Raw genomic sequence first — 17,721 nt, 5'->3', positions numbered from 1 at the left:
CAGTTCCTCTACCTTAGATGCCGTAAGGCGTTGAGCACAAATTGATTTTGTTACCTATCGGTGGCGTGTTCCTGTTCCTCTACCTTAGATGCCGTAAGGCGTTGAGCACTCCTATAAAGTGGAAACACCGATTGGGGTATTGATGTTCCTCTACCTTAGATGCCGTAAGGCGTTGAGCACAGATTGTCACAAATCCAGTCAACCATTTCGGCAAGAGGTTCCTCTACCTTAGATGCCGTAAGGCGTTGAGCACATTTGTTGCCGAGCCTCGGCTTGCCTGGTTTTCTTTGTAACGAGTCACGTAATTCTGGATCAAAAAATCAGTGATTTTTGGATCATTCTCTCTGACAGATTTGATCCAGAATTATGCGACCACATATAAGCAAAAATTATTAATCAAGGCGAAGAGTTGTAGTGAAAAGCTATCCAGACATTGCATCCGTTGACGGTTTCGGGCGTGAGCGGGCTGGTTGTATAGTCCCCATCGGAGTCAGTGGTGGGGAAAAAGAAGACCTGCTCCAGAATATTTGCACAAACAAGCTTGACGATGTCCCTACTCTTGCAGCTTTCGGACTCACCTTGTAGCTTTGGATATGCCGCTCCATAATATCTCTTGATGTCTGGGTTGTAATAAAAGACGCTAGCCGAGGAAGCGGTATTGTTCCAATAAAGATCGGTCAATTCCTCCGCAGCCACAATCATTTGACGCTCATTGCCAAAGACAAATAAGTCGTCCCTGTAGGAATAGATAATTTCAATCCAGTCTCCGGGATTGAAATCTTCGTTGGGTGGCAGGAAAACTTTGCCCGAAAGCCCGTTATTTGAATGAATAATATACGATCGATTTGTGGCGGGCAAAATTAGTATGTCGTCTTCAAAGTTTGGGGCATCGCCAGCTATATAGCAAACATGAATTATTCATGAGAACGTACCATACATATTAACATGAGAAGAATGGAGAACAAAATGGCTTAAAAACAATTCAAACAGCCATTTAGTAATCTTAAACGTCTTTAATAAGTGACACATATTCCTCAAGAAGTTTTTAACTTGCGACCACACTGCTTCAATCGGATTTTGTTTCGGTACGTATGGGGCTAATTTGATGCAGCGAATAGGCCATTCTTGTTCTGGCTTATCTTCATTGACTTGATGTAAATAATTGCGAAAATCATGACTGCTATAATATGCTGCACCATCCCAAATCACAATAACTTTCTGATTGGGATGAATCGCCTTTATCCCTTTGAGAAACTGAATCATATTCTGGCTATTTCCACTCGAATAAGGTTTTACAATTAGGTGACCTGTGACATAGTTAATTGCACCATAATATGTTTGCCTCTCTTTTATATTTTTGATGGGAACCTGTATTCTTTCATCCGTTTTACCTCAAGCTTATCCACAAGTATTCCCGGAAATAAGATGACGCTGATCCACGCAGTAGACAACAGTTTTTCTCTATTCCATTGAAACTCGATTAGTTTATAAATACTGGCAAATCTCTTTTTTTAAAGCAACTTGATCTCGGTCTTTTAAGGGATGAGTGACCTGTGCTTTTTGACAGGATAGGCCCGCTTTATGTAAAAAATTATAATGGCTAGACTTTACAGAATAGACAACGTTAAATGTCTCTAAAATATACTCCTCTAACTCTTCAAGATTCCAATAATTCTGTTGCTTTAACCAATCAAGTACCTGTTGTTTTTCAACCTCTGTCAAATATGCGACTTTACCTTTTTAGCCCAGTTTTAGTCCATTAACGCCTGACAATAAAAAAGCTTACTTCCACTTTGTATAGGACGAAGGTCGTGCGTGGCAAAATCCTGATGAAACTCGGAGGATATTCATAATCTGCTGATGCGTAAATCCTTCTGGTGTCATTTTTGCCGCTAGAGCGCGCTTAGTCTATCTTGAATCTAGACAAGCATCAATAAATTGGTTGAGTTCATCCATAAGACCATCTAAATCATGCTCTAATTATCTCATGTATAAAAATGGATTACTATATCAATCATCTTGCTTCAACAAACTCTCATGAGAATTACTGTTTAACAATTGCGCCAAAATCCCCCAGGCCAGAGGCAGCATTTCTCACTAATCCCAAAAGATTTAACCGATTTTGCCGAATAGTTGCATCTTCATCCATGACTAAAACACTATCGGGGCCATCAAAAAAGCGGCTGACGGTGGGGGAAAGGGCAGTCAAGGCATCCAAAAGTAAGGTGTAGTTGCAAGTGTCTTGGGCGGTTTGGACGTGGGGGAGTTGCTGAGTCAGGGCTTGATAAAACTCGGTTTCGATAGGTTGTTTGAGGGCTTTCAGATTAATCACCGCTTTAACATCCAAACAATCCGCTGCTAAATCTCCTTGACGCGCCAGACGGGTGGCCCGGTTCACCGTTTCATAGATTTGAGTCATCCGGCCATCATGGCGAATAGTTTGTAAGAATTTTGCCCGCACCAGGACATCCACCACATCCCCCAGGCCCCGTTGAATCAAGGTTGGATTATCTTCACCCAAAACCGCATTGACCAAGTCGTAATCAATTCCCTGTTCATCAAGCAGAAGTGAGCGTAATCGTTGCCCAAAAAAGTCTTGGAGTTGGGTGGTTAAGGGTTCAGCTTGGGTGGCTTTCGGGAAGGCCTGGGTAAAGTTGCTAATGGTTTGCTTCAGGAGCTGACCGAGATTTAGGGGTAGTTTCGCACTCCAAATGATGTTAATAATCCCATTGGCGGCTCGTCTTAGAGCGAAAGGATCTGAGGAACCCGTCGGAATCCGCCCCAGGCCAAAAATACTGACTACGGTATCCAACTTGTCCGCAATCGCCACCACTTGCCCGGTAATCGTTGTCGGTAAGGCATCACCCGCACCTTGGGGTAAATAATGCTCAAAAATCCCCTTAGCAACGAGGTCTGATTCTCCCCCGGCCTGGGCATAAATTTCTCCCATCCGGCCCTGAAGTTCGGGAAATTCCCCCACCAGTTGGGTGACTAAATCCGCTTTACAGAGTTGAGCAGTTTTATCAATTATCAATTTTTGGTGATCGTTTAAATCTAAGTTAACGGCGATCTCACTGGCAATGGTTTTAATCCGTTCAACCTTAACCGCCATTGACCCCAATTCATCTTGGAAGGTGACGGTTTCCAGCTTGAGTAAATAGGCTTCTAGGGGTTGCGACAAATCCGCATCATAGAAAAATTTGCCATCGGCTAACCTGGCTCGAATTACCCGTTCATTGCCCAACCGAATCGTCTCGGATGCAGCCGGATCCCCGTTACTGATCGTGATGAAATGGGGCAGGAGTTTGTTATTTTTATCGTAAACCGGAAAATACCGTTGATGGGTCACCATAACCGTTGTGATCACTTCCGGGGGGAGTTGCAAAAATTCCGGTTCAAAATTACCTAACAGCGCGGTCGGCCATTCAACGAGTTGCACCACTTCTGCAAGTAAATCATCTGGAATTTCGGCGGTTCCTTGAACTGTTTTTGCTACGGCCTCGATTTGCTCTTTGATTAAGGTTTCCCGTTGCGTTGGTTCCACTTCGACAAACGCCGCCCGCAGAATTGAGGCATAGTCCTTGGCCTGGGTGATGTTGACGGGGCCTGGATGCAGGACTCGATGCCCATAACTGAAATCACCGCTGACAATTTCTCCGGAACCATTAGAAATTCTGATTGGTAACACTTGCTCTTGCCACAGGGCGACTAACCAGCGAATTGGCCGGGAAAAACGAAAATCCCCATCACCCCAGCGCATCAGCCGTTTACCTTCAAGTTTGCTAATCCAGTCCAACACCCAGGCCTGGAGCAGTTCCCCGGTCGGTTTAGCCGATTTTGTCTGAGTTAAATAAATAAATTCCCCTTTTTCGGTTTGTTTAACTGTAATGTCCTCCAGACTTGCCCCTTTTGACTTGAGAAATCCCAGTAACGCTTTGGTGGGTTCTCCGTCTTTATAGGCCGCAGTAACGGAAGGGCCTTTGATGTCTTCAATTTGGTCGGGGGGATGAATCTCCAGGCCTGGGATCAAAACCGCCAGCCGCCGGGGAGTTCCAAAAATTTCAATCCTGGCCGGGGTTAGCCCTTGAGCCGCCAAATCCGGGGGAATCCGTTGTTGCCATTGAGAAATTGCCGAACTCACAAACGCGGCCGGGAGTTCTTCTGTCCCTACTTCCAGCAAAAAATCAGCCCGCGGGTCGGAGTTAGCAGCCATGTACCTGAATTGAAATCAGCAACTCCTTTATCCTACTGTGACCCCAGGCCCCAGCAAACAACGACTCGCCAAGTCCATACAGTGTTTTGAGGATGATTGTCGTGCCAGCAACCCAGGCCAGCTTCAGTCAGTGCTAAAATCAACTCCAAAATTACCAGATTATCCAGGAGATTGACATGGAAGGTAAGTGTCTCTGTGGTGCAATCACCGTCCAAACACCCGATAAAACAAGCCTTGATGCCTGTCATTGTGGGATGTGTCGGCGCTGGGGTGGTGGGCCAGCTCTGGGAATTTCCTGTGGTACGGATGTGGAATTGGCCGGAATCGAAAAATTAAAGGTCTATCAGTCATCAGATTGGGCTGAACGGGCCTTTTGTGGCGAATGTGGGTCTCATATTTACTACAAGTTACTCCCAACCCAAGAGTATTTCCTACCGGCCGGTCTATTTCCAGATAGCATCAACTTTGAGTTCACAGAGCAAATCTTTATTGACATGAAGCCAAGCTATTATGAATTTGCGAATCAAACTGTCAATTTAACCGAAGCAGAGATCCTGGCAAAATTTGCTAATCTTCTCTAATTCTCCTAAATCCTAGCCATGCGCCTTAACGAAACTGACACCTGTAGGCTTGGGGCTGAAAGGATGAGTGAAATCCCTGTAACCTTGCAATCTGGTAAACCTAGGGAGCCTGTGGGACTCGCGATGGGGGGCTGAGTCTTGGAGAATACCCTGACTTTCTCCTAAATTCCCTGATCCCTATCCCTCTGTCCGGGGCAACTACTTTATACTACTAGCGAGATAGATCTACAAATCTGAGTGGATCCGCCTATCCCCTATTTGGTGTATCAGCGGTAAGGAGTATCGGATTGAAGGACGGAGGCAGCAGCACCCTAATTAGCCGGGAATTTTTAGGGCCGCCGGGAGATTTTAACCCCACTGTAGTCATGTTTATTGCGGCCATCAGCCTTGCCGTCATCTCCACCGTTGGTCACTTTCAATGGGATTGGCCGGCCTGGTGTACCTTTGGTGTCAATATTGTGGCGTTGCATTTGGTCGGAACCGTCATTCATGATGCCTCCCATAACGTGGCCCATCGCAATCCCCTCGTGAATGCCGTCTTGGGTCATGGCAGTGCGCTGATGTTGGGATTTGTCTTTCCGGTGTTTACCCGCGTCCATATTCAACACCACGCCCATGTCAACGATCCGGAAAATGACCCAGATCATTATGTCTCCAAGGGTGGGCCGTTGTGGCTAATTGCCCCGCGCTTTTTCTATCATGAAATTTTCTTCTTTAAGCGGCGGCTGTGGCGGAATCATGAACTGTGGGAGTGGGCCATTAGTCGGGGCCTGTTGATTACGGTGGTGACATTGGCGGCCATGCATGGACATCTGGATTATGTACTGAATTTCTGGTTTTCCCCAGCCGGTGTAGTGGGCTTGATGTTGGGCCTATTTTTTGACTATTTTCCCCACAGGCCCCATGTGGAACGGAATCGCTGGCACAATGCCCGAGTTTATCCCAGTCCGATTTTGAATTTCCTAATTTTGGGGCAAAACTATCACCTCATCCATCACCTGTGGCCCAGTATTCCCTGGTATAAAGTCCAACCGGCTTACTATTCTGTCAAACCCCTTTTAGATGCCAAAGGCTGTAAACAAACCCTCGGGATTTTTGAGCCTGGTAACGTTGGCCCCTTTTTGTATGATGCTCTGATTGGGATTCATTGGCCGCACTCGACTTCGCTTCCGTCCCACACTCAGTTGAACATTCCCGTACCCGAATCCCATCCGGAACCTCAACGTAGTTCCGTCAAACTTTAGGATCGAATTTAACCCGGCATTGCCCCAGGCCAGTTCGCTAGACTCAAGACAGAGTGTCAGTTTTGCGAATCCCTGTTTTGTTATGCGAATCATTCAACAATCAGCCACCCGTTTAGTTTTGCGGCAACGCTTGGTCGGTCTCAGGTATTTGTGCGCGTTTTGTGCCGGCCTGGGATTGTTCTTGTTCTTAGGGTATGAGTCTCCCGTGGATGGCATTGGGCTAATTGGTTTAACGACAGCTGGCCTGGGCTATCAACTGACGGCCCAAGAAGACTGTACCCTTAACCGAGAAACAGGGTTATTAACCTTGAGAAACTCTCTGGGGCGAAAATCCTATCATCTAGAGCAGCTAAAACGCGTCATAGTCAAAAAAGAAGTATTCCTTGGAACAGAGTTTTATCGGGTTTATTTCTACACCCAGGCCGGAGAGCAAATTGCCTTAACCCGTTTTCCAACAACCCATGTGGCACAACAGCAATCCTTAGCCCGCAGTATCCATCAGTTTATGGCTGCAAAGGCGTAACGCTGGATTGACCCCTTGTAACGTTTATCACCGGCCCAAAAATGCCATTACCCGTTGCGCGGCCTGGGCGAGGATTTCTGGCTCTCGAACTAGGGCAAAACGAACATACCCTTCACCTGCCGCACCAAAGCCGGCCCCTGGAGAAGCTGCCACCCCCGTTGCTTGAACAAGTTGCTGACAAAAGCCAATAGAGTCCGATTGCCAAGGCTGCGGGAGTTTAGCCCAGACATACATCGTAGCCAGGGGCATTGGGACTGACCAGCCGAGTTGATTCAGGGTTTGGACAAAGGCATCGCGGCGGTGTCTGAAGATGTTGCGGGTGATTGGCGGAATCTGGTGTCCCTGGCTCAAGGCAACGGTTGCACCCCGTAAAATGCCCAGATATTGGTTAAAATCAACGACGGCTTTAACTTGTCTGAGAGCTTTAATAAGTGTGCTGTTACCAATGGCAAAACCAACCCGAAAACCGCCCATGTTGTAGGACTTGGATAGGGAGAAAAATTCGATACTCACAGACTTATCCAGATCCGCTTGCAAAATGGAAGGTGGCGGGGCGGGGGTAAAGGCCATATCCAGATAAGGAAAGTCATGGGCGAGGACAAGGTTGTGGGCCTGGCAAAATTGGATGGCGGTTTGGAAAAATTCCAGGGGGGCAACTGCGGTGGTGGGATTGTGGGGATAGCTGAGGACTAACAGCCGGGCCTGGTGCAGAATCGCGTTCGGAATAGAACTCAAGTCGGGTAAAAAATGATTTTCAGCCAGTAACGGGAGGGTATGGATTTGTCCCCCGGCTAAATGAACGCCGCCAGCATGGGATGGATAACCTGGGTCGAGTAAAAGAGCATAATCCCCTGGATTCATGATGGCCAAAGGGAGATGAGCGGTACCTTCCTGGGAGCCAATGAGGGGTAAAATCTCTGTCTCTGGATCAACGGCAATTCCGAATTTTTGGCTATACCAGGCCCCAGCGGCGCGACGAAATTCTTGGGTGCCATGAAATAACAGATAACCGTGAGTCGCTGTATCTCCAAGGGCCGCCCCAATGGCCTGGGTAATGAGGGGATCAACGGGTAAATCAGAAGACCCCAAGGATAAGTCAATCATGTCCTGTCCGGCTCGGCGTGCTAAAGCCTTGGCCTGATCCATATCGGCAAAAACATTACTTTGTAAGCCAGTGAGACGATGGGCGAGGGGTAACATCAGAATTTCCAGGGTGATCTATGAGAATAACTAGTCTGATTCCAGCCTAGCAAGGGCAGTAGGACTTCAAACCATCACAATCATCCTCCCAGTGATTAGCCGTGAACCCCTAGAGGAGCAACACCAGGCCTGGAACCAAGGGCATCAATATCCCTTAAACCGTCAAGAGACTGTGGAGTAATACGGCTAAGACAATCGCTGTCACCAAGACATAGGTAAAATCACGCTGACGTAAGAAAATTAGCAGGGAAAGAGCGACCCGGGTAATGGGGGTGAGCAATAAGAGTAGAATTCCAGTTTGAATGATGGCGCGACCGTGAGTTTGAGCATCGGCAGCCAAGAGATCAGGAAGCAATTTTAGATAGGTCGGCTCGCCCTTAAAAACACTTAAGGCAACAGTTTCCTGCCCATTTCTCCAGATATAGATCATGCCACCAATAAAAATAACCGTAGCCGAGAGAACCACCCCGCCCCGGAGAACATTCCCCAGGAGTTGATCCATTTTTTCATCATCCCGATTGCGCTGCTCAAAGGTCATAGTTTTAACCCACTGATTCCTTGCCACAACATTTGTACGGCGACAATCCCTAAAACCACACTGAACACAATGCGTAATAGTTTGACAGGGGCATGGACTAATAATTTCGCGCCAACTAGAGAACCAAACAAGACCCCTAAGACCACGGGTAAACACAGGCCAGGATCAATATAACCCCGACTAAAATAAATGCCTGCACTCGCTGCTGCCGTCACCCCAATCATAAAGTTACTGGTGGTGGTAGAAACTTTGAAGGGCAACTGCATCACCTGATCCATGGCTAAGACCTTGACCATCCCCGAACCAATCCCCAGCAACCCGGATAGAACCCCAGCCACATACATCAAACCAAAACCACCTGGAACATTTTGGGGAAAATAATCTTCCCAGCCCCCGCTAGTCGGGTAACAGCTATTCATCCCTAAGGAGGTAGCCAGAGGATTTGGGCCAACATCACTCAGATGATCCTTATGGGGTTGATTAGTGGCATAAATTGACCAGAGGAGAGCCAGCCCAAAGATGATAGAAATGCCAGCAGTGGGCATCCAAGTGGCAATATAGGCCCCCGAAATGGCCCCAATGGTGGTTGCAACTTCTAAAAACATCCCAATCCGCACATTACTAAAGCCTTCCTTGACGTAGGCAGCGGCGGCTCCAGAAGAGGTGGCAATGACGGAAATTAGGGCGGCCCCAATCGCATAGCGAATATCCACCCCCAGGCCGAGGGTTAGCAGGGGAATAATGACTACGCCACCCCCCAGGCCGGTCATTGCCCCTAATCCGCCAGCAAAAACTGAGCCAATCAAGGTAATACCAGTTAATTCCAGAACTGTCACACAACTATCTCCTTAGTCTTGATTGCAGTCCATTCAAAACCAGGAAAGCGGCTTTCAACTTCTTTGCTTATCGACAATATTAAGGTGTGAATAGTCCTGATTTAATCAGCAATTCCGAAAATATTGGTTAACTGATCATATAAAAAGTAAAAACAAGCAAAACTATCTCAATCATTATTAATATTTATCCAAAAAATAGAGATATTATTAAGAAATCAGGCAGTTCAGCAAGGACAAGATATTAAGCAATGCTGAGATGATTTTGACGCTGGCCAGTTTCGATATTTTCAGGACTTTTCTAGGGAACAAACCAAAAGTAGAATTTACTTCTCCCTTGATAATTCCCAGGCCTGGATATACTAAGAACGAAGCAATGAGTTATCCCCAAGCGTGTTCAAACGGATTTTAGTGGCGGTTGATGATTCGGATATGGCGGCAGAGGTGATCGAGGCCCTGGGGCAGTTAGATCTAGTTCCAGAGAGCTTAGTGGTGCTGACCCATGTTATTTCTCCGGCAGAGTCAGGTCTGGGGCAGTCGGCGGATGTTTCTCAACCCACGGGTCATTGGCAAAACCTAGAGTCACGCCTAGAGGACTATTGCCAAGAGGTGAATGAACTCTTTGAAAATACGGTAGATGTTCTCCTCGAAATAGTGGCAGGGGAGCCCGCTACGGAAATTATCCGCTTGGCCCATATTCACCAGGCCGAGTTAATTCTTTTAGGGAGTCGGGGCTTAACCGGAGTGTCTCGGATTTTAAAGGGGTCTGTCAGTGGTCAGGTTGTGGAGGAAGCCCCCTGTTCCGTCTTTGTGGTGAAATCCAGTCCATCGGGCTAACGCCAATCTTGTTGAGTATTGCCATTATTTCCTTGACGGTATTTTATGACCACCTTGACCGGATTATCTGCTGCTGAAGTTGATGAACGCCGCCGGATTGGCCTGGATAACCAACAACCCCCGGCCACGAGCCGCACCTATAAAGAAATCTGCAAAGACAATTTATTCACGTTCATCAATGGAGTGTTCTTTTTTATCAGCATTGTTTTATTGGGTTTGGGCCGGCCTGGAGATGTGCTGGTCATTGCCATTGTGGTTTTTCTGAATACGATCCTCAGCTTGGTGCAGGAAGTCCGGGCCAAACAACAGTTGGATCAAATTGCCCTCTTAACCCGTCCCCATGTCGCTGTCATGCGCGATAGCCAAGAAATTTCCGTCACCCCCGATGCCATTGTCCAAGATGATATTTTGGTGGTGCGGCCGGGGGATCAAATTATTGCCGATGGGCGGGTGGTCGGAACGGGGCAAATCCAGGTGGATGAATCGCTCCTGACGGGGGAATCGGACTTAATTAATAAAGAACCAGGGGATTTGGTCTATTCCGGCAGTTATTGCGTCCAAGGATTTGCCTACTACCAGGCCGAGAAAGTGGGATCTGCCAGTACCGCCAACCAAGTGACCGCCAGTGCCAAAGCCTTCCGCCGCGAATTGACCCCCTTGCAAAAAGACATCAACTTGATCATTCGGGTGATTCTCGTTTTGGCCATGTTCCTCTGGATTTTGGTCTTGCTGTCCTTGCTAGTGGGCTTGAGTAGTTTTCCGATGGCCGTGCAAACAGCGGCGGTGGTGGCCGGGCTAGTCCCAGTGGGGTTGTATTTAACCATTACCTTGACCTATGCCGTGGGGGCGGTGCGGATTGCCAAACAGGAAGTTTTGGTACAACAGGCCAATGCGATGGAGTCCCTTAGTAATATCAATGTCCTTTGTTTGGATAAAACCGGCACCTTAACCGCTAACGCCCTGGAAGTGCAAACTATTCACCCGCTCCAAGGCTCTGAACCCGAACTACAGCAGTTATTGGGACGTTTTGCCCATAGCCTGACGGTGGCGAATCAAACCAGTGCAGCCATTGCCCAGGCCTGTCCAGCCCCCCCCAGCCCCCCCCGGATCGAAATTCCCTTTGCCTCTAGTCATAAATGGAGTGCCTTGGCCTGGGAGGATTTACCTGGAGCTATGATTTTGGGCGCGCCCGATGTTTTGTTTCCCGGAGATCGCCTATCCCCAGAGATTCTCTTAGAGATTGAAACCGCCATTGCCCACGGCACAAGAGTTTTAATGGTGGCCCACAGTGATGCGGATCCCCACTGGCCCGATCCGACCCAGGCCCCCCAACTGCCTTTAGAGTTAACTCCCCTCGGCCTAGTCCTGTTACGGGATCAACTGCGGCCCCAAAGCCAAGAAGTATTAGAACGTTTTACCCAGGCCGGGATTGCGATCAAAATTATTTCTGGAGATCATCCGAAAACGGTCTTAGCCTTGGCCAAACAGGTGGGAGTGGGGGAAAACTTGGGGGGAGCCTTACGGATTATCTCCGGGGCCGAGTTAGCAAAAATGAACCCAAGCGAATTTCGGCAAGCAGCCCGAGAAACAACCATCTTTGGACGCATTACCCCGGAACAAAAAAGCCAACTGGTCAAAGCCTTACGGGATCAAGGTCTCCATGTGGCAATGATTGGGGATGGGGTGAATGATGTTCTTTCTTTGAAGCAGGCCAATATTGGGATTGCCATGGAAAGCGGTAGTGCGATTACGCGGGGGGTGGCAGACATTATTTTACGGCACGATTCCTTTGCGGCCTTACCGGCAGCGTTTCGGGAGGGACAACGGATTCACAATGGGATTCAAGATGTAACGCGGCTGTTTTTAGTCCGGGTTTTGAGTTTTAGCCTCTTGTTCATGACATCGGTGATTGCCGGGCGGGCGTTTCCCTTGCTGATTAAACAAAACTCGCTCTTGACCCTATTTGGAGTTGGGATTCCCACGATTGGTTTGGCCCTTTGGGCGGTTCCAGGCCCGCGTCAAGAAAAACCCCTGATCCCTTCCTTACTCCACTTTGTGCTGCCGGCCTCCCTGAGTTTGTGTTTATTAGGGCTGTTGGTCTATTGGGGCTATTTAGCCAATCAGATTTTACCCCTAGTGGACTTGTTACAAGGAACAGTTGCCCTCGATCAAATTTCCACCGTCATTGAGCGGAATAAGTTTCGAGAAGGGATTGAAGTCGCTCGGAGTGCCCTAGTGACCGTCTTACTGCTGGCTTCCTTGGCAATGATTTTATTTTTGAAACCGCCACACGGGGCCTGGGTTGGGGGCGCGCCCTTAAGTAAAAATTGGCGATATCCAGTGATGGCGAGTCTCTTACTGCTGGGCTATGTGTTCATCCTTTTAATCCCAGGCCTGCGAAATTTTCTCGAATTAGAATTACTGCGTTGGGAAGACTATGGGATTTGTTTATTAATTGTCATGGCCTGGGCCCTGATTTTACGGTCTATGTGGCGGTGGCGGCTGTTAGATCGCTTTTTGGGAGTGAGCTTGAGCTAATTTCTCTTAGTTGCTGTCCAGCCGAGATGGGTTGAGGCTGACGGGCAGGGGGGTGATCACTTGGGTCTTTTGATCAAATAGAGCATTGTAAGTCTCGCTTTCTGTCCCCATCAGGTGATCCCAAAAGGTGAAATAAAGCCCAAAGTTATAGCGAAATTGACTGTGATGCAGACTGTGGTGGGTGGCTCCAATCAAAAAACGTCCCAACCAATGCCGATTAAAGTGGGCTGGATAAAGCTCTAGGTTCAAATGGTTAATCACGCTGGAGAAGGTCATCACGGTGAGCAAAATAACAATGGCGTAGGGATGGAGGGGTAGCACAAACACTAAGATTGGCAAAAAAAGGGCCTGGGCGAGAGCTTCAAGGGGATGAAAGGAAAAGGCTGTCCAGGCCGAGGTAGTGATGCTTTGATGGTGGACTTTGTGCATCCAAGGGTAAATTTTCGGATGATGCATCCAGCGATGGAGCCAGTAGTAATAGGTTTCATGAACCAGTAACGCAATCAGCAGGCTCAGAACAAAGTAAAGATAACCCCAGCCCCCAATCTCCACATACACCGCTGTATAGCCCCATTGCCAGAGGACGGCCGTAATTGCACCAGTCAAGGCAAAAATCCCCGAAGTGAGTAATGACCAGGCCAGTTCTTGGCAAAATTGATGTTTCTTGTAGGGGCGTAAATTAACCCAACGATGTCGCCAAAAGGTTCGCCGGGCCAAAGCTGCAAAAGCGGCAAAAACTCCAGCCACCGCCAAAAACCGCACCACGACCATGCCAAACATGACCCCGACCATAATTCCAAAAATATCGGGCTGACTGAGGGTATAGGGAATCATGGGGGATTTAACGTAATGGGGTTCAGGCACAGTTCTTGATGATGATTTTACTTGTTTTTATTGACTGATGAGTTAATATTTCCATAATGCTCCCTGCCCAGTTTGGGTGTGTTTGGGGTTGAGGGCAATTCTGATAGGGTTTTATGATCTCCCAGGCCCCGTTTCAAGACTTTATAAGACTGCTGATCGCCGCCGCGCCCCGATAACCCAAGGGATTAATTTTGTCATCCCGAATCAGTTTTATGGCCTGGATCAGAAATATTGAAAGCTGTAATAAGCTAACTTTCAGCACTTCTGCCGTTATTGATATTAATTTCAATGGTAGAATCCGCACAAGTTGGGTATTAGGGTAAACCCATGGCAAATAGCAATTCTAACTTTGGTCACTCTCAGGACACTCTGAATGCCGATCTGACCGCCTATGTGTTGCGACGATGCAGTCGAGTTTCTTTCAGCCTGATTTCGATAGTTTGTGCGACCCGATTGATCAAGCTCAGCCCAGCTTAGATTTTACTCGTAAGCCCTACAGCCAGCCCAAATTAGAATGCTTCGGTCATTGTGGAAATTTAACTCCAAATGATCTTGTCCCTAATGATGATGGTTTCGGCATTGACTTTTCTTGTGGTTCTTCGTGAGACAATAGGGTCACACTAAAGTCATCCTGATAGACTTTGGGAACCTGAGTGTTGATTTGACTCGGCTGACAGCTTTGGCTCCTGCTTGACTCAGGTGAGATTGCGATAGAGGTTAATGCTTGGGGCTGATCAGCTTGATACCTCCGACGAACTCTAACCAGATACCGGAAATTCCACCCTCGCAATGTTGAAGCCCTTCAAAACCTGGTTCAACTTATCACCTTCTCACCGTCTTTTGGTTGTGCAAGCAGGGGTGTTAGTCTTGGGGTTTCGTTTGGGATTGTGGTTTTTGCCCTTTGCTCGATTACGGCGGTTTCCAGACTTTCTCAGTCAACGGTTGCATAAATCTGTCCCATTGCAATCAATTCCCCTCAAAAAGCTGATCTGGAGTATCAAAATTACCGCCAGACGTATTCCAAAAGCCACCTGTCTGACCCAGGCCTTGGCAGCTCAAACCCTGTTGCAAACCTATGGCTATGAAGCTCGGCTCTGTGTGGGGGTAATGTTAGATGAGCAGAAAAAACTTGCAGCCCATGCCTGGATTACCCATCAGCAAGCCGTTGTAATTGGACAATTACCGAATTTAGATTGCTTTAAGCCCCTTCTATAAAACGCCCCCTTTCGGCTTAAACAGGAGTCGGCCAGCACCTAGAGTCTAGAGGTAATGATGGTTAGTTATCGCCATGCCCTGATTGTCACTCAACTGTGCTTACCAATAGAGAGAATCTATCGAAAAATCAATGAAATGTTTCATGAAAATCAAATTAAACTATGATTATTAAAATCTCCGGGATTCAAATAATTATCTTAATAGGCTATTTTACCCTGGCATTTATTAATGATGGTATTGCCCAAGTTCCTGCTCAATGTCTAAATTTTTGGACTAACCCTAAAACAGGACAAGTTGAATGTCTTAACCTTCGTTCACAGCCAATTCCTGTCAAGCCTACAACCAGTCCTACTCAATCAGTCCCGGCAACCAGTCCCAACCGTGTTACTGATAGGAAACTCTATGAACTCATAAAGTTGGGAATGAGCTTAAAGGAGGTTATTTCCATCTTGGGAACTCCAATTACTCAGGAAAGTGGTGTAAATTACACTTGGTTTAGGGCGCGCCAGGCTAACGTAAATGACAGTATTAGCGTGCTTTTAGTTGGTCAAAGAATTGCTGGATCAGACTATTTTTTTGTTAACCCAACGAACAATCGGGGTTCCTTAGAATCGAAGTATAAAGCCATCCAGGCCTTACGCCCCCCTATCACCCTAAAAATGTTGGAGTCAATCATGGATAAGCCAGCGGATACAAGCGAACCATACTCCCAACTCTCGTGGAAAACATCTAAAGGTGCAATTCAAATTGACTTTCAATCTGGCAAAGTTTCCCAAAAAAGTATGTATTTTTAATCAAAGCTCCCTATCCCCATAACCAGGCCAGGCCAAGACTTAATCCCGGTAAAACGTCTGTATCAGATATTGTTGCTGGAGCTTCTAACACCTCTACGGAACTCCCAGGCCGGTAAACCTCCACAGACCGATTCAGCGGATCAATGAGCCACCCTAAGCGCACCCCATTATCGAGATATTCCTGCATCTTGGCCTGGAGCATGGCTAGTCCATCACTGAGCGAGCGGAGTTCCAAAACAAAATCCGGGGCAATGGGGGGAAATTTTTGCTGCTGCTCTAAGCTCAGACTTTGCCAACGCTCAGTTCTAATCCAGGTCACATCGGGAGAGCGCATCGCCCCATTGGGAAATCGAAAACAGGTGGAAGAATCGAACACTACCCCTAATTGAGTCCGCCGATTCCAATTCCCAATATCAATCATCAAGTCAGCATTACGACATCCGCTGATTCCCCCTGTTGGAGCCACAATCACTAATTCTCCTCGGCTTGTCCGTTCAAATTTGAGATCAGGGTTGGCCTGGCAGAGTTTTTCAAATTGCTCATCGGTATAGTGGGGGAGTGGACTCAAATCTAGAGTAAAGGTGGTCATCACAGATACCCCATTGCAGGATGGTTCTAGTTCTACTCTAAAACCTGAGCCAATGTTATAGTTAATTCAGTTTCTTCAAAAATATTACTTTTGTCTTTTGCCTTCCTCCCAAGCCCCCATCGTTGTCACGGGGATCAGTTTAGTTTCTGCCTTAGGACATTCTGCGGAAGCATCTTGGCAGCGACTTTGCTTGGGTCAATCTGGCTTGCAGGTTCAACAACCCTATCCTGAACATCCCCCCTTACCCCTGGGACTGATTTACAGCCAGCCAACCGATTGCTTAACCCTCCTGGATCAACTCCTCCAGGCCCTCCTCACCGATACCAACCTCTGCGCCCCTTTACCCCATTGCGGAATTGTGATTGGCTCTAGTCGCGGCCTGCAACACCAATGGGAGGCCTGGTTACGGTTACGTCATCAAGCGGGGCATGATTTAGATCTTGGGGCCTGGTGGGAATCTTTACCCCAATCCTTAGCCTTGAGTGTGGCCACTAAGCTCCAAACCCAAGCCCCTGTTCTCTCACCAACGGCCGCCTGTGCAACGGGGATTTGGTCAATTGCCCACGGGATATTATTAATTAAATCGGGTCAATGTCAGCAAGTCATTGTGGGGGCCGTGGAAACACCGATTACCCCGCTGACCTTAGCTGGTTTTAAGCAGATGGGGGCCTTATGTCAAACCGGAGTGCATCCCTTTGATCGCCAACGCCAAGGATTTGCCTTAGGGGAAGGGGGGGCATTATTGCTCTTGGAAACCCAAGCCTCAGCCATTGCACGCCAGGCCAAAATTTATGGTCAGATTCTTGGGGTGGGGTTGACCGCCGATGGACTGTATTTAACAGCACCAGATCACCAGGCCGGGGGAATGCTATCTGCCGTTAAAACCTGTTTGACCCAGGCCCGTCTTGCGGCTACCGAAATTGATCATATTCACGCCCACGGCACTGGCACCCAACTCAACGACCAAGCCGAAGCTCTATGGATTCAGCAGCTTTGCCCTGATGTCCCCATTAGTGCCAGTAAAGGATCTACAGGCCACACCCTCGGAGCCGCTGGAGCCATTGCCACCGTATTTTCGCTGCTTTCTCTCCGGGATCACGTCCTATTTCCAACAGTTGGTTTAGGGAATCCGGCGTTTGATTTGAACTTTATCACCAGTCTCCAGGCCAGGCCCTTAGAGAGGATTCTTTGCTGTAGTTATGGATTTGGGGGGCAAAATGCGGTGATTGGCCTGGGGCGATGACTGTTGGGTGAGCTTGAAGAGGGAGATGACAGAATCCAGATCCTAATTGACCTATCTCTCTTTTTAGGGAGGGGAGTTAAGTGAATGTTCATGATCTAAACAATTGACCCAAACTGCCGGATAGTCTCGATAATGCTCTTTTTTCCAGATGGGGAGGCGGGTTTTGATTTGCGCAATGATATATTCGGTTCCGGCAAAGGCGGCCTGGCGGTGACTAGCAGTGGTTCCGACCCAAACGGCAATTTCGCCAATCTCCAAATGTCCATAGCGATGACAGGCCACGGCTCCATGTAACTCAAATTTTTCGGTGGCTTCGACTAAGATTTTTAGGCCTTCATTGATTGCTAGTTCGGGATAAACCTGATATTCCAAAGATGTGACCATTTTGCCTTGATTATGATTGCGCACCCAGCCCTGGAAAACCACTAAGGCCCCGGCCTGGGAATTTACTAATCCGGTTTGTAACTGTTCAGGATCAATCGGAGCCAAGCTAATGGTGAATGTCATAA

At 47.8% G+C, this 17,721-nt stretch carries 18 protein-coding genes and 1 CRISPR repeat array (1 of these 19 running past the window's edge); of the genes, 8 read left to right on the top strand and 10 right to left on the bottom strand.

Features of this window, described 5'->3' with window-relative positions:
• Positions 1-253: direct repeats of the CRISPR family, unit length 36 nt; unit sequence GTTCCTCTACCTTAGATGCCGTAAGGCGTTGAGCAC (it extends 2,146 nt beyond the left edge of the window).
• 143 nt (positions 254-396) lie between these two features.
• The 4 genes from SYN6312_RS05465 to glyS all read right to left on the bottom strand — a co-directional run bounded on the left by SYN6312_RS05465 (position 397) and on the right by glyS (position 4,213).
• A complete protein-coding gene (locus SYN6312_RS05465; protein WP_041430630.1) occupies positions 397-858 on the bottom strand; it encodes a hypothetical protein in 462 nt (153 codons plus the stop codon).
• Positions 859-918: 60 nt separating this feature from the next.
• Positions 919-1,362 (bottom strand): transposase, encoded by a 444-nt coding sequence (locus SYN6312_RS19310; RefSeq protein ID WP_371257395.1) that lies wholly within the window; start codon positions 1,360-1,362, stop codon positions 919-921.
• A gap of 123 nt (positions 1,363-1,485) precedes the next feature.
• On the bottom strand, positions 1,486-1,722 hold the full coding sequence (locus SYN6312_RS19305) for a winged helix-turn-helix domain-containing protein (RefSeq protein ID WP_051020969.1): 237 nt from the start codon (positions 1,720-1,722) through the stop codon (positions 1,486-1,488).
• A gap of 322 nt (positions 1,723-2,044) precedes the next feature.
• Entirely contained in the window at positions 2,045-4,213 is a 2,169-nt protein-coding gene (gene glyS / locus SYN6312_RS05450) for a glycine--tRNA ligase subunit beta (RefSeq protein WP_015123862.1), read from the bottom strand.
• 176 nt (positions 4,214-4,389) lie between these two features.
• Between glyS and SYN6312_RS05445 the strand changes: the two genes are divergently transcribed.
• From SYN6312_RS05445 to SYN6312_RS05435, 3 genes are all read left to right on the top strand, one after another.
• Positions 4,390-4,794: a GFA family protein gene (locus SYN6312_RS05445; RefSeq protein ID WP_015123861.1), complete on the top strand. Its 405-nt coding sequence runs from the start codon at positions 4,390-4,392 to the stop codon at positions 4,792-4,794.
• Between the two features lie 287 nt (positions 4,795-5,081).
• Positions 5,082-6,038, top strand: a complete 957-nt coding sequence (gene crtR, locus SYN6312_RS05440; protein ID WP_015123860.1) for a beta-carotene hydroxylase — start codon at positions 5,082-5,084, stop codon at positions 6,036-6,038.
• A gap of 82 nt (positions 6,039-6,120) precedes the next feature.
• Positions 6,121-6,561 carry a hypothetical protein gene (locus SYN6312_RS05435; protein WP_015123859.1) on the top strand — a complete coding sequence of 147 codons (441 nt, stop codon included), beginning with the start codon at positions 6,121-6,123 and terminating at the stop codon, positions 6,559-6,561.
• A 27-nt stretch (positions 6,562-6,588) separates the two neighbouring features.
• On the opposite strand, the gene SYN6312_RS05430 is transcribed toward SYN6312_RS05435, so the two are convergent.
• The 3 genes from SYN6312_RS05430 to SYN6312_RS05420 all read right to left on the bottom strand — a co-directional run bounded on the left by SYN6312_RS05430 (position 6,589) and on the right by SYN6312_RS05420 (position 9,135).
• Positions 6,589-7,761, bottom strand: a complete 1,173-nt coding sequence (locus SYN6312_RS05430; protein WP_015123858.1) for an LL-diaminopimelate aminotransferase — start codon at positions 7,759-7,761, stop codon at positions 6,589-6,591.
• A 154-nt stretch (positions 7,762-7,915) separates the two neighbouring features.
• Positions 7,916-8,299: a DUF1634 domain-containing protein gene (locus SYN6312_RS05425; RefSeq protein WP_015123857.1), complete on the bottom strand. Its 384-nt coding sequence runs from the start codon at positions 8,297-8,299 to the stop codon at positions 7,916-7,918.
• Positions 8,296-9,135, bottom strand: coding sequence for a sulfite exporter TauE/SafE family protein (locus SYN6312_RS05420; RefSeq protein WP_015123856.1), 840 nt, complete (start codon positions 9,133-9,135; stop codon positions 8,296-8,298). The genes SYN6312_RS05425 and SYN6312_RS05420 overlap by 4 nt, the downstream gene beginning before the upstream one ends.
• A 390-nt stretch (positions 9,136-9,525) precedes the next feature.
• Between SYN6312_RS05420 and SYN6312_RS05415 the strand changes: the two genes are divergently transcribed.
• On the top strand, positions 9,526-9,969 hold the full coding sequence (locus tag SYN6312_RS05415) for a universal stress protein (protein WP_015123855.1): 444 nt from the start codon (positions 9,526-9,528) through the stop codon (positions 9,967-9,969).
• 45 nt (positions 9,970-10,014) lie between these two features.
• Positions 10,015-12,507 carry an HAD-IC family P-type ATPase gene (locus SYN6312_RS05410; protein ID WP_015123854.1) on the top strand — a complete coding sequence of 831 codons (2,493 nt, stop codon included), beginning with the start codon at positions 10,015-10,017 and terminating at the stop codon, positions 12,505-12,507.
• Positions 12,508-12,513: 6 nt separating this feature from the next.
• Here the strand turns inward: SYN6312_RS05410 and SYN6312_RS05405 are convergent, their stop codons facing one another.
• Complete coding sequence (locus tag SYN6312_RS05405; protein ID WP_253276421.1) at positions 12,514-13,371, bottom strand: sterol desaturase family protein; 858 nt, start codon at positions 13,369-13,371, stop codon at positions 12,514-12,516.
• Positions 13,372-14,160: 789 nt separating this feature from the next.
• On the opposite strand from SYN6312_RS05405, the gene SYN6312_RS05400 reads away from it, so the two are divergent.
• Both SYN6312_RS05400 and SYN6312_RS05395 read left to right on the top strand, forming a co-directional pair.
• Positions 14,161-14,586 (top strand): lasso peptide biosynthesis B2 protein, encoded by a 426-nt coding sequence (locus tag SYN6312_RS05400; RefSeq protein WP_015123852.1) that lies wholly within the window; start codon positions 14,161-14,163, stop codon positions 14,584-14,586.
• A 161-nt stretch (positions 14,587-14,747) separates the two neighbouring features.
• Positions 14,748-15,380 carry a hypothetical protein gene (locus tag SYN6312_RS05395; protein ID WP_015123850.1) on the top strand — a complete coding sequence of 211 codons (633 nt, stop codon included), beginning with the start codon at positions 14,748-14,750 and terminating at the stop codon, positions 15,378-15,380.
• 10 nt (positions 15,381-15,390) lie between these two features.
• Here the strand turns inward: SYN6312_RS05395 and SYN6312_RS05390 are convergent, their stop codons facing one another.
• A complete protein-coding gene (locus SYN6312_RS05390) occupies positions 15,391-15,969 on the bottom strand; it encodes a Uma2 family endonuclease (RefSeq protein WP_015123849.1) in 579 nt (192 codons plus the stop codon).
• Between the two features lie 97 nt (positions 15,970-16,066).
• Between SYN6312_RS05390 and SYN6312_RS05385 the strand changes: the two genes are divergently transcribed.
• Positions 16,067-17,212 carry a beta-ketoacyl-ACP synthase gene (locus SYN6312_RS05385; RefSeq protein ID WP_015123848.1) on the top strand — a complete coding sequence of 382 codons (1,146 nt, stop codon included), beginning with the start codon at positions 16,067-16,069 and terminating at the stop codon, positions 17,210-17,212.
• 63 nt (positions 17,213-17,275) lie between these two features.
• On the opposite strand, the gene SYN6312_RS05380 is transcribed toward SYN6312_RS05385, so the two are convergent.
• A complete protein-coding gene (locus tag SYN6312_RS05380) occupies positions 17,276-17,719 on the bottom strand; it encodes a molybdenum cofactor biosynthesis protein MoaE (protein ID WP_015123847.1) in 444 nt (147 codons plus the stop codon).
• Positions 17,720-17,721 lie beyond the last annotated feature (2 nt).

The organism is Synechococcus sp. PCC 6312 (genome assembly GCF_000316685.1).
Taxonomy (GTDB): Bacteria; Cyanobacteriota; Cyanobacteriia; order Thermosynechococcales; family Thermosynechococcaceae; genus Pseudocalidococcus.
The sequence above is the reverse complement of the archived record's forward strand: the minus strand, read 5'-3'. Positions and strand labels throughout refer to the sequence as shown.

Bases quoted from the DNA above. Each gene is read 5' to 3' on its own strand.
- SYN6312_RS05430 (WP_015123858.1), bottom strand. From the start codon at position 7,761: ATGTTACCCCTCGCCCATCGTCTCACTGGCTTACAAAGTAATGTTTTT.
- SYN6312_RS05435 (WP_015123859.1), top strand. From the start codon at position 6,121: ATGCGAATCATTCAACAATCAGCCACCCGTTTAGTTTTGCGGCAACGC.
- glyS (WP_015123862.1), bottom strand. From the start codon at position 4,213: ATGGCTGCTAACTCCGACCCGCGGGCTGATTTTTTGCTGGAAGTAGGG.
- SYN6312_RS05390 (WP_015123849.1), bottom strand. From the start codon at position 15,969: ATGACCACCTTTACTCTAGATTTGAGTCCACTCCCCCACTATACCGAT.
- SYN6312_RS05410 (WP_015123854.1), top strand. From the start codon at position 10,015: ATGACCACCTTGACCGGATTATCTGCTGCTGAAGTTGATGAACGCCGC.
- SYN6312_RS05400 (WP_015123852.1), top strand. From the start codon at position 14,161: ATGTTGAAGCCCTTCAAAACCTGGTTCAACTTATCACCTTCTCACCGT.
- SYN6312_RS05380 (WP_015123847.1), bottom strand. From the start codon at position 17,719: ATGACATTCACCATTAGCTTGGCTCCGATTGATCCTGAACAGTTACAA.
- SYN6312_RS05445 (WP_015123861.1), top strand. From the start codon at position 4,390: ATGGAAGGTAAGTGTCTCTGTGGTGCAATCACCGTCCAAACACCCGAT.
- SYN6312_RS05395 (WP_015123850.1), top strand. From the start codon at position 14,748: ATGATTATTAAAATCTCCGGGATTCAAATAATTATCTTAATAGGCTAT.
- SYN6312_RS05425 (WP_015123857.1), bottom strand. From the start codon at position 8,299: ATGACCTTTGAGCAGCGCAATCGGGATGATGAAAAAATGGATCAACTC.